The following is an 11,451-nucleotide window of genomic DNA, read 5'->3' as shown; positions in this document are numbered from 1 at the left end:
TTTTCTATCAACAGTAACCGTTTCGCTAACCTTACCAGTCTCTGGATTAACATCGTAGGTCGTCGTTGTGGTTACATAGCCATCCTCTCCGTCAACCATCTCAATAGAAGCTCCTCGGTCTCTACTTTCATCTTTTTCATAACGGATGACACTTGTAGGAAGGACTTCGCGGTCAACCTTGCTTTTGGCTGGAACTTTGATAACTGTATCCGTGGCTTCTTTTCTATCAACAGTAACCTTTTCGCTAACCTTACCAGTCTCTGGATTAACATCGTAGGTTCTTGTCGTGGTTACATAGCCATCTTCTCCGTCAACCATCTCAATAGAAGCTCCTCGGTCTCTACTTTCATCTTTTTCATAACGGATAACACTTGTAGGAAGGACTTCGCGGTCAACCTTGCTTTTGGCTGGAACTTTGATAACTGTATCCGTAGCTTCTTTTCTATCAACAGTAACCTTTTCGCTAACCTTACCAGTCTCTGGATTAACATCGTAGGTTCTTGTCGTGGTTACATAGCCATCCTCTCCGTCAACCATCTCAATAGAAGCTCCTCGGTCTCTACTTTCATCTTTTTCATAACGGATGACACTTGTAGGAAGGACTTCGCGGTCAACCTTGCTTTTGGCTGGAACTTTGATAACTGTATCCGTGGCTTCTTTTCTATCAACAGTAATCTTTTCGCTAACCTTACCAGTCTCTGGATTAACATCGTAGGTCGTCGTCGTGGTTACATAGCCATCCTCTCCGTCAATTGTAACAGGATTTTCATTACGGTCTCTAGTTTCATCTTTTTCAAAACGGATATTTGTACTTTTTTCGGCGATGCGTTTTTCTACCTTATCTTTAGCTGGAACTTTTACAACAGTAGGTGTAGGCTGAGTTAGTATTTTTTCAGTTGTTTCTAGTTCTGAGACTTCTCCAGTATTTGTATCTAATTTGTATGTTGTAGTGATTTCCTTAGTTCCATTTTCTCCAGGTATAGTTTCAGGGTTACTTCCTCTTGGATGTTCTAAATCTTTTTCGAACTTAACTTCTTTTGATTCAATATCTCCAACACGAACAGTAGGTTTAGTTCCGACTTTTATGATTTTCTTTTCCATAGGAGTTGTTACTTTTTCTGTAGAAGTATCCTCTACTGCTTTACCATTTTCAATTCTGTAAGTAGTAGTAATAGTTCTGATACCTAGTTTACCTTGACGATTTGGATCATCTACTTTTTTCCCTTTTTCTAACGTGGGGTCCGCCTCGTATTCTGCTTCTATTGGAATATCTTTATGCTCAATCTTATCTTTAGCAGGGACTTTTACAACAGTAGGAGTAGGCTGAGTTAGTATTTTTTCGGTTGTTTCTAGTTCTGAGACTTCTCCGGTATTTGTATCTAGTTTGTATGTTGTAGTGATTTCTTTAGTTCCTTTTTCTCCAGGTATAGTCTCAGGGTTACTTCCTTTTTGATGTTCTAAATCTTTTACGAACTTAACTTCTTCTGAATAAAAATCTTTAACACGAACAGTAGGTTTAGTACCAATTGTTATCACTTCAGTTTTAGGTTCTGTTCTTTTTTCTATTGGTGTATTAGGAGTAGGTGTACCATTAATAGGGGATACACTATATGAAGTAGTTGTAACTATTTTTCCATTTTCTCCTGGAGTTTTTACTTTTCGTGTTCTAACTTCAAGATTATCATCGTTCTCATATATTTTTTTATGATTAATCGTAGTTTCTTGAATTTTATCTTGAGCTCCGACTTTATAGACGATGTCTTGCGCTTTTTTCTCAATAGTAGTTGTGTTTTCTTTAACCGTAACCTCTCCAGTATTTTCGTTTAAAGAATAGGTAGTGGTAATTTTCTTAATACCATCCTCCCCATCACTTTCAGTTACAACATCACTTCCGATAGGTCTATTAGGGTCTTTTATATATTTAATAGAAGACTCAATTTTTTCAGTAACGACAGTAGGTTTAGTTCCGACTTTTATTACCTGTGTTGTGGGTTCTGTTATTATGACCTTCTCGGGAGTTGTTTTAAGAATTGTTTTCTCTCCTGTTTCATACTTATAGAAAACTTTATTCTTAAATGCTTTTGCTCCCAGTTTTCCAGGTGTTACTTCTTTTTTAGTATTTAATTCCATAGCGTCGTCAGCTATGTATTTTGTTTCAAAAGGTACAGCCTCCTTTGTTTTAAGATCAGTTACGATTGTAGTAAATCCTTCCTCACTTATTTCGTCGTCAGTAGACTCAAATGATTCTGCTGATGGAGGTTGTTGTGCTGCTTGGACTTCGGTGCTGGTGCTATTCATAACCGCTGCAAACGATAATCCAATAACAACAGAACCTACATACTTTCCAATTTTCCTAAGAGAGTATTGTTTTTTCATGTCTTTTCTATTCATTCTTTATCTCCTTTTTCTCCAGGTATAGTCTTAGGGTTGCTTCCTTTTTGATGTTCTAAATCTTTTTCGAACTTAACTTCCTCTGATTCAATCTCTTCAACACGAACAGTAGGTTTAGTTTCGACTTTTATAATTTTCTTTTCCATAGGAGTTGTTACTTTTTCTGTAGAAGTATCCTCTACTGCTTTACCATTTTCAATTCTGTAAGTAGTAGTAATAGTTCTGACACCTAGTTTACCTTGACGATTTGAATCATCTACTTTTTTCCCTTTTTCTAACATAGGATCGGCTTCGTATTCTGCTTCTATTGGAATTACTTTTGTTTCAACGCTATCTTTAGCTGGAACTTTAACAATAATATTTCCTACTTCATCAACATCAGTCTCCGGTTCCTCTCCTTTACGGCGGGTATCGTCTTTAATAAATGTCACTCTTGTTCCATCAGCATGAACAAAACTTGTATTCAGGATTCCTCCTAAAAATAAAGTTAGCCCGACTATCACAGAACCAAAAATCTTTCCGAGTTTACGTAATGCATAGCGCTTATTGGTATTAGATTTTGCCATTACATCCTCCTTCTAAAAGTTACTACTTAGTATAGCATATTTTCTGGCAAATGTTAAACAATATGTTTCATACATCAAATAAACTTAAAATGATATATTAATTATTGAACTAACACTTTAACTATATCGTAATCAATCTCATATATAAAGGATTGCAGACATCTTATCTAAATACATGCTAATATATTTAGATACAAACATTCCAACTTGATAACTTTCACTCATCTTTCATCATTCCTTATACAACTATGCAGTATAAATAGAATAGTTTGCGCATCAGAATGAGACTATTTTAATGTTAGATATTTTGATAGAAAAACATAAATAAAATTGGTGGAATTTAATTCCCTAACTCGATAGAGGATTCTATTTTAAATTTAACAACAGCTAGGATTACACTATAAAAAGCACATTACCACCTGTTCGGCTGGAGAATCTAGTCGATTAGCTCCCTCTTAGTTACAAGCTTAAAGCGATTTTTTAACTAATACTAAACCAGATTAAAGAAGGAACTAGAACATCTGTCTTGTACTAATCAATATGCTATTTTAAAGTTGCAAATAAACTTAGAATGCCATTTATTATATTTACAATAAATAGTTGACTTCGATAGAAACAGAAAATAGAATTCAACATTCTTCCCTACTTATCTGATAATAAATAAGATCCGCAAGATAGCCTTTTCTCTCTACACCATTAACAATCGTTTGTAGATAGGACATTCCAGCCTTCTCCATGACACGACCTGAAGCTGGGTTGAGACTGGCATATCGAGCTTTGACTTTTTGAAATCCTACTTGAGTAAAACAAAAGTCCAAGACAGCTTTTAAGGCCTCTGTCATAAGACCACGACCCCAATAGTTTTTTCCTAAAATATAGCCAATTTCACAAGAAGAATTGTTCTCATCTATTGCAACGATGCTGATATCTCCTATCACTTGCTCTGGGTTTTCTTTGAGACAAATAGCCCATTTGTAATAGTTGGGATTAGTATAGGAAGCAACCCAGTTACGAATCGAATTTCGAGTCACCACGACATCAGGATGGGGATCCCAGGTAACATAGGTCAGATTCTCAGCGGATGAAGCCCAATTTTGAAACATAGCTTCTGAATCACTCTCCACAAATCTTCTTAAAATCAAACGTTCTGTCTGTAATATTTGCGTACCGATAGCTTTCATGATGCTACCTCACTTCCTTATTTCTATGCTCGTAGTAAAAAGGCTCAACTCAGTAACAGCTAGAAAACGAGTTTGTCTTCTAATTTCTTGACGCAGTCGCTGCCTGGTTTGAAATGCGCTCTAGCAAGCTTTTTCAAACCTAGTCATCGTTGCAGGGGTAAGACGATGAAATCGAACTCTTCGAGTTACCGAATCTGCCTCATTTTCTTATTTCTAAACTCGGGGTTCAAGATCCCCCAGACCTTCTCTCACTTTCTTATTTCAAGGTGAGAGGCTGAAAACCTCCACTGGAGGTTTTTCTTGCTTTTTAATTTCAGGGCAAGAAGCTAAAAAGGTTCCCCGAACCTTTTTACTCCCAAAAGTCATCAAATACGGTGATGGGTAGGTGGCGTTTATGTTGGCCTTTGTGCCACCAGTTTTCGATTCTTGCTTGGGCTTCTGGGCTGATTGTTTTGCCTTCTAGGTAGTCGTCAATCTCTTCATAAGTGACTCCGAGGGCTACTTCGTCAGCTAGACCTGGTTTATCTTCTTCTAGGTCTGCTGTTGGGATTTTTTCATAAAGGGCTGGGTCTGCACCAAGTTCCTTCAAGAGTTGTTTTCCTTGACGTTTATTGAGGCGATAAAGAGGGAGAATATCTGCACCACCGTCACCAAACTTGGTAAAGAAACCTGTGATATTTTCCGCGGCGTGGTCTGTCCCAATGACCGCTCCACTATGGGCACCCGCAAGGGCATATTGGGCAATCATACGACTACGAGCCTTGATATTGCCCTTGTTAAAATCTGAAACAGGACTACCTGTCGCTTCAACAGCAGCTGTCATAGCGTCAGCTGATTCCTTAATATTGACGACTAAACTGACATCTGGCTGGATGAAGTCTAGGGCTTTTTGAGCGTCTGCTTCATCGGCTTGTACTCCATAAGGCAGGCGGACAGCGATAAATTTGTAGCTGTCGTCTCCCGTTTCTGCTCGCAGTTCTTCCATAGCTAGTTGAGCCAAACGACCTGCCAAAGTCGAGTCCTGCCCTCCAGAAATCCCTAGCACAAAAGTTTTAAGAAAGGGATGTTTTTTCAGGTATCTTTTTAAGAAATCAATAGAACGACGGATTTCTTCCTGGGCATCAATCACTGGTTTGACACCCAGCTCTTGGATAATCGTTTCTTGCAAACTCATTCTTCTTCTCCTTCACCGAGGGCTTCCTTACGCATTTTGTCAATCAAGTCCATCTTGTCTTGCCATACATCACGCGCCAAATCCACTGGATAGTGCTGCGGATTGAGTACACGCTTGTACTCATCCCAAAGCTTGTCAAATTCCTTACGAGCATAATCCTGAATCTCAGTCAAGCTAGGCAAGTTATAAATCAATTTCCCGTCTTTGAAAATATCCACCAAGAGAGGAACAGCATCAAAATTACGAACGGTCTTCTTGATGTATGTGTAAGTCGGATGGAACATCTTGATTTCAGTCATGCTGGCAACATCTACGCCGTCATAAGTGATGTAATCACCCTCTGACTTGCCTTTTTCACGACTGGTAATGCGCCACACCTGCTTCTTACCTGGCGTAGACACTTTTTCCGCATTATTAGACAGTTTGATAGTATTACGCATCTTACCATTTTCATCTTCAATCGCAACAATCTTATAAACCGCCCCAAGAGCTGGTTGGTCATAGGCTGTAATCAGCTTAGTTCCCACACCCCAGACATCAATCTTGGCCTTTTGCATCTTGAGGTTGAGGATAGTATTTTCATCTAGGTCATTTGAAGCATAAATCTTAGCTTCTGTAAAGCCAGCCTCGTCCAATTGCTGACGGACTTTCTTAGAAATGTAGGCAATATCCCCAGAGTCAATCCGCACACCCATAAAGTTAATCTGATCACCCAGCTCACGCGCCACCTGAATGGCAGCTGGTACACCGATGCGAAGGGTGTCATAGGTATCCACAAGAAAGACACAATTTTTGTGGGTCGCAGCGTAAGCCTTGAAAGCTTCATAGTCATTGCCATAAACCTGTACCAAGGCATGGGCATGGGTTCCCAAAACAGGAATGTCAAAGAGCTTACCCGCACGCACGTTGCTGGTTCCATTGGCGCCACCAATCACCGCTGCGCGTGTTCCCCAGATGGCCGCATCCATTTCTTGAGCCCGACGTGTCCCAAACTCCATCAAGGGTTCATCTTCGATAACCGAACGAATACGAGCTGCCTTGGTCGCTACCAAGGTCTGGTAGTTGACGATGTTCAAAAGAGCCGTTTCGACCAACTGACATTGGGCTAGAGGGCCTTCCACCTGCACAATAGGCTCATTAGCAAAAACCAAGTCCCCTTCTTGGGCAGAACGAACGGCCAACTCCAACTTGAAATTGCGAAGATAGTCCAAGAATGCCCCATGATAGCCTAGCGACTCCAAATAGGCAATATCACTATCTGAAAAACACAAGTCTTCAAGATAATTCACAATTCTTTCCAAACCTGCAAAAACCGCATAGCCGTTCTTAAAAGGCTGTTGACGGAAATACACCTCAAAGACCGCCTTCTTATTGTGAATCCCTTGGTCAAAGTAAACCTGCATCATGTTGATCTGGTACAAGTCCGTGTGCAATGTCAAACTATCATCTGGATACATACTTTTCCTACTTCCTTAGCTAGAAACCCATGAAAATTTTCAAGAACTTTCATGTATTCCAATAAATTAGTACTATTATATCACATTTTAGCTGGATTGAGAAAAGAGTAACAAGCTATTCACCACTCTCCAATTCATCCATATCTTGTTCAAACTTTTTCTGAGCCCATTCTCCATAGCTCTTCAGACCGAGATTGCCAATAAAGACCCAGGGAAGGTAAATGACATAAGTAATTGCCCAAGCAGACAGGTATTTAACGTTCAAAGGATTGTGCTGATAAATTTCTATGTTGAATTGATAATTCTGCAACATCAAAAGAGCCGTAATCGCCAAGGTTAGGAAAAAACAACCCAAAATCGTAAAATGAAAACGACTATAGTAGGTCACTCCCAGATAACGGGCACGATTGAAAAAGAAGAAAATTCCTACTATCAGAATATAGACTAGAAAATTCGGATTAAACAGAGAGGGAGCTAATACAGCCACCAAATAGCTTAGAAGCACAAGCCCAATGAAGAGGGTAAAGGATTCCGCTCCAGCTTTATTGATTAGTTGTTCTTCTCTTTCGTCAAGTAATTGATAATGAATGAATTTATTTACCATCTTCTTCCTCCCAAAATAGTTGGTCTAGGGTTTTCCCTAAACATCTGCAAATGGACTGGCAGAGTGAGAGACTGGGATTGTATTTCCCCGCCTCTATCAAACCAATAGTCTGGCGCGTCACCCCAACAGCCTCTGCCAGTTGACCTTGTGTTAAATCAAGCTCTACACGAGCTAATTTTAATTTTAAATTTTTAGCCACCTGCGTCCTCCTTATAGTTTTAATATTCATCTACTCTTAAAAAATTCCAAACTAACACAAGCTGTCAGCTATTTATTATAACCTCATTAATTAGCACTCCAATATTATCTTCAGCCTAAAATCAGTATGTTGGATTGTTTGAAATAAACTTCCTAGTTTACTCTTTTATTTTTATTTAGTATTAGCTTTAGTAGGAGCTTTTAAACGAGTTTTTATTGCTTATATTTCTTGTTTAGTTTAGTTGGTTTCATATCACTATTATATAATGCTTTTGGAAATGAGCCTAGTATAAGTCAAAAACGTGTTGAATAGTGAAAGCAGGAGCATACCAAGATGACTGATTTTTTTATTGTATTTTAGGTATGCAAAATAATACTAAATGAAACTAAAATGAATACTTCTTGCTTTTCTTGAGAGTGAAAAAGTACAATAAAATGATTGTAGTGATTACCACAAGATACTGACTAATAGACATCGTATTTGAAGCCACAAATACAGGTAAAGAATAAAAAGGAAGAAGTTCAATTGCTTTGATAAACAAATCATTACTAGTATTCATCATAATCGTATTTAATATATTAGGGATAAAGAGTAGTAAAGCTACTAAAATACCAAATACCAAGCCACTTTTCAATTTGTATAAATAGAAAATGTAAGATAATAGAAAATAAAATAGGACTAACAAAATTGTATTGACTACAATGGCTACTATAAAATCTAATCCTAAATCACCTGGAACACCCAATTTACTTACGATGACTAGTAACACAATGCCATTCAAAGCATAAATAATGGAAACTGAGATGGCATATAGAAAATTAGACAAGACGTAAATCATCCGATTTTTCTGTTGATTATAAAATAAACTGATCGTATTGTGGGAAAAATCCCTGCTAATAATTCGGTTAGCATGTATAACAGCCATTAACATACCGAGCATAGCATAAAAGTTTGAAATATGCTTAATACCAAGTGATGTCCCTTGAGTATTTAGAATAAAGAATGTAACCAATATCGGCGGTATAAACGAGATAATCAAACCGAGATATATTACGCCTGATGAATATAAATCCCTTATATTTTCTTTAAGAAAATTCAATTTATTTAATTTCATGATGATAACCTTCCTTTATTTTGAACGATTTAGATAAATATCTTTAAGCGTCTCTTTTTTAGTTTCAAAATCAACTACTTTAATAGAGTTTTCATTAAAAAATTTAAAAAGCTCACTACTTTGAATATTACCAGACATAGTAATTTTCAGTCCCTCTTCCTGAACAATATCCCCAAATTCTTGTTTGGTAATGAAAATGTCTTTATTTGTAGCTGATGAAAAAGCTATCTCAAACAAGCAATTATGACTATCTTTTCCTACTTTTTGGAATGTCAAAAACCCGTTCTCCAAGAAAAGGACTCTCTCACAAATTTCTTCAATATCTTCTAATTTATGACTCGATATTAAAATTCCCACATTTTCATGTAAAGCTAAATTTTTTAGAACCGCTAAAACTATTTGTGACGATTCAATATCTAAACCATTAGTCGGTTCATCTAAAATCAATATATCAGGTTCCGTAACGAGAGTTAGAAGCAAGGCTAATTTTTGTTTTGTACCCAAAGAATAGGTCTTTACTTTTTTATTAATAGACTGAGTCAAATCTAACTCTTGGATCAAACTTCTAAATCTTTCTTGATTGTAGTCAACACCATATAAATTTGACAAATATTTTAAATTCTCTAAACCTGTTTTAGATAAAAATAATTTTGGTTCTTCGATTAAATAGCCAACATTATCACTGCTTATAATATTCCCTGAAGTCGGTTGATTATTCTGAACAAGAATTTTCATCAACGTACTCTTACCAACTCCATTTCTCCCTACTAGACCAACAATTTCACCCTTGTTAAGTGCAAAATTTATATCTTTGAGAATGATTGAATGACCATAATGCTTACTTACATTTATAACTTCCATTTTTCAATTCCTCCATTAATATTCTCGGTTTTCTCTTTGATTCCCATTAATTTTAAAAAGTTGCGCCTCTTTTTAACAACATTATATCATATATCTAACTTAATGCAATATATAGATGTCATTTTGTACAATTTTATTAACAAAAAACTCTCTACCACATAAATGATAAAGAGTTTTCTGCTTATTAATTTTTTTCAAAATATCTAAGACATCGCTTCTTTGTTTAATTTGATAAACTTTGATACCTAAGCTCCGACTTTATCACTTAAAAATAAAAAAGGACAGCTAATCCCTTGCACATCAAGGGATTTCGCCATTCTTTAATCTCGTTTAAGTGTTGTATATGGAGCTTTGCATAATTTTTTAAAACTAAACAACTACATTAAGCACGCACTGTGACGCTGGTTCCATCTTCCTTATAAAGATTGATGAGACCTTCTTTGAGAGCTCGAACCATATCTCCAGCTTGAACAGGTTGTGGGACTTTGATTGTCAAGAGTTCCATCGGATTTGGAGCGCGGTCGATTTTATTACCTTTGGCATCATGCAAATCTTCGATATAGGTTTCAAAATGACGGAAACCTGGGCCATAAAACTCAACTTGGTCGCCTTCATTAATGACGTTCCGTTGACGAATGGTTGCTGTTTGTGTCGCATCATCATAAGAAACCACTTCAGCGACAAACTTGTACTCAGGAATTTTACGACGAGCACCAAACAACTGCTCATTTTCAGATGGTGTACCGTAGTAGAAACCTGTTGCCAATTCACGTTGGGCAACCTTCCACATCTCGTCCACCAAATCTTGTTTGATAGCTTCAAACTTTTCTGGACTTTCTAGATAAGCATCAACAGCCGCCTTGTAGCAGTTGGTTACAGTTGAAACATAGTGAATAGACTTCATACGTCCTTCAATTTTAAGACTATCCACACCATTTTTAATCATATCTGGGATATGGTCAATCATAGACATATCAACGGCTGACATCGAAAATTCTTCTGGAATCTCTCCCTTAAGGCTCTTACGTTCTTTCCCAAAAGGCATATCGTAAAGGTCATATTTCCAACGGCAAGACTGAGAACATCCACCACGGTTGGCATCACGCATACTCATGTGGTTTGAAAGAGTACAACGACCAGAGTAAGAAATACACATGGCTCCGTGGACAAAGGCTTCAATCTCAACATCTGTACGTTTGCGGATTTCAGCTAATTCTTCCATCGAAACCTCACGCGCCAAAACGACACGAGTCAAGCCCAGTTCTTTCCAGAACTCAAGGGTTTCATAGTTAGTTGCACTTGCTTGGGTAGAGAGGTGGATTTCAAGACCAGGCGCTTCAGTCGCTGCAATCATGATCAAGGCTGGGTCAGATACGATAACTGCGGCAATCCCGATATCACGTAGTTTACGGAACCACTCACCAGCACCAGCTTCATTTCCTTCGTGCATAACCATATTGGCAGCTACATAGACTTTGGCACCGTACTTGGCCGCAAACTGGACACCTTCTTCCATCTGTTCAAAGGTAAAGTTTCCGGCACGGCTACGAAGACCATAGGCCTGACCACCAATAAAGACAGCATCTGCCCCATACTGAACAGCTACCTTTAGCTTCTCTAAAGTCCCTGCAGGTGATAAAACCTCAGGACGTTTTAATGTTTTTGTCATGTTTTCTCCTATTTGCAATATAAAAGTTTGACGTATTTCCTTCTCATTTTTATAGTAAATAAGGGATAAAATCAAGCCTAGACAGATTGTTTTGACAATTCTAATCTTTTAATACTCTTCGAAAATCTCTTCAAACCACGTCAGCTTCCATCTGCAACCTCAAAACACTGTTTTGAGCAACCTGCGGCTATCTTCCTAATTTGCTCTTTGATTTTCATTGATACTATCCTAAAAT

The 11,451-nt window shown here is 37.6% G+C and carries 9 protein-coding genes and 1 pseudogene; all 10 read right to left on the bottom strand.

The annotated features are described in order from the left end of the window. A partial coding sequence (locus tag HT691_RS10780) for a PspC-related protein choline-binding protein 1 (protein WP_172925372.1) occupies nt 1-2,391 on the bottom strand: 2,391 nt, incomplete at its 3' end. Further along, nucleotides 2,388-2,957, bottom strand: coding sequence for a G5 domain-containing protein (locus HT691_RS10775; RefSeq protein ID WP_007285059.1), 570 nt, complete (start codon nt 2,955-2,957; stop codon nt 2,388-2,390). The genes HT691_RS10775 and HT691_RS10780, both read right to left, overlap by 4 nt. Before the next feature lie 629 nt (nt 2,958-3,586). Beyond that, nucleotides 3,587-4,138, bottom strand: coding sequence for a GNAT family N-acetyltransferase (locus HT691_RS10770; RefSeq protein WP_000643819.1), 552 nt, complete (start codon nt 4,136-4,138; stop codon nt 3,587-3,589). A gap of 349 nt (nt 4,139-4,487) precedes the next feature. After that, a complete protein-coding gene (gene nadE, locus HT691_RS10765) occupies nt 4,488-5,312 on the bottom strand; it encodes an ammonia-dependent NAD(+) synthetase (RefSeq protein WP_023936400.1) in 825 nt (274 codons plus the stop codon). Further along, nucleotides 5,309-6,769 carry a nicotinate phosphoribosyltransferase gene (locus HT691_RS10760; protein ID WP_023936402.1) on the bottom strand — a complete coding sequence of 487 codons (1,461 nt, stop codon included), beginning with the start codon at nt 6,767-6,769 and terminating at the stop codon, nt 5,309-5,311. The genes nadE and HT691_RS10760 overlap by 4 nt, the downstream gene beginning before the upstream one ends. 115 nt (nt 6,770-6,884) lie before the next feature. Next, complete coding sequence (locus tag HT691_RS10755; RefSeq protein ID WP_023934373.1) at nt 6,885-7,373, bottom strand: DUF6773 family protein; 489 nt, start codon at nt 7,371-7,373, stop codon at nt 6,885-6,887. Further along, nucleotides 7,363-7,572 carry a helix-turn-helix transcriptional regulator gene (locus HT691_RS10750; protein WP_001107500.1) on the bottom strand — a complete coding sequence of 70 codons (210 nt, stop codon included), beginning with the start codon at nt 7,570-7,572 and terminating at the stop codon, nt 7,363-7,365. Before HT691_RS10750 ends, HT691_RS10755 begins: the two co-directional genes overlap by 11 nt. A gap of 385 nt (nt 7,573-7,957) precedes the next feature. Continuing rightward, nucleotides 7,958-8,686, bottom strand: a complete 729-nt coding sequence (locus HT691_RS10745; protein WP_023934758.1) for an ABC transporter permease — start codon at nt 8,684-8,686, stop codon at nt 7,958-7,960. A gap of 15 nt (nt 8,687-8,701) precedes the next feature. Next, nucleotides 8,702-9,594 (bottom strand): annotated as a pseudogene (locus tag HT691_RS10740) (ABC transporter ATP-binding protein). Between the two features lie 335 nt (nt 9,595-9,929). Continuing rightward, complete coding sequence (locus tag HT691_RS10735) at nt 9,930-11,216, bottom strand: U32 family peptidase (protein ID WP_023934621.1); 1,287 nt, start codon at nt 11,214-11,216, stop codon at nt 9,930-9,932. Between the last annotated feature and the right edge of the window lie 235 nt (nt 11,217-11,451).

Origin of the sequence: Streptococcus sp. 477 (genome assembly GCF_013277295.1) — a bacterium.
Taxonomy (GTDB): Bacteria; Bacillota; Bacilli; order Lactobacillales; family Streptococcaceae; genus Streptococcus; species Streptococcus pseudopneumoniae.
The sequence above is the reverse complement of the archived record's forward strand: the minus strand, read 5'-3'. Positions and strand labels throughout refer to the sequence as shown.

Excerpts from the sequence above, each read along its gene's own strand:
- HT691_RS10775 (WP_007285059.1), bottom strand. The coding sequence starts at position 2,957 with ATGGCAAAATCTAATACCAATAAGCGCTATGCATTACGTAAACTCGGA.
- HT691_RS10770 (WP_000643819.1), bottom strand. The coding sequence starts at position 4,138 with ATGAAAGCTATCGGTACGCAAATATTACAGACAGAACGTTTGATTTTA.
- nadE (WP_023936400.1), bottom strand. The coding sequence starts at position 5,312 with ATGAGTTTGCAAGAAACGATTATCCAAGAGCTGGGTGTCAAACCAGTG.
- HT691_RS10760 (WP_023936402.1), bottom strand. The coding sequence starts at position 6,769 with ATGTATCCAGATGATAGTTTGACATTGCACACGGACTTGTACCAGATC.
- HT691_RS10755 (WP_023934373.1), bottom strand. The coding sequence starts at position 7,373 with ATGGTAAATAAATTCATTCATTATCAATTACTTGACGAAAGAGAAGAA.
- HT691_RS10745 (WP_023934758.1), bottom strand. The coding sequence starts at position 8,686 with ATGAAATTAAATAAATTGAATTTTCTTAAAGAAAATATAAGGGATTTA.
- HT691_RS10735 (WP_023934621.1), bottom strand. The coding sequence starts at position 11,216 with ATGACAAAAACATTAAAACGTCCTGAGGTTTTATCACCTGCAGGGACT.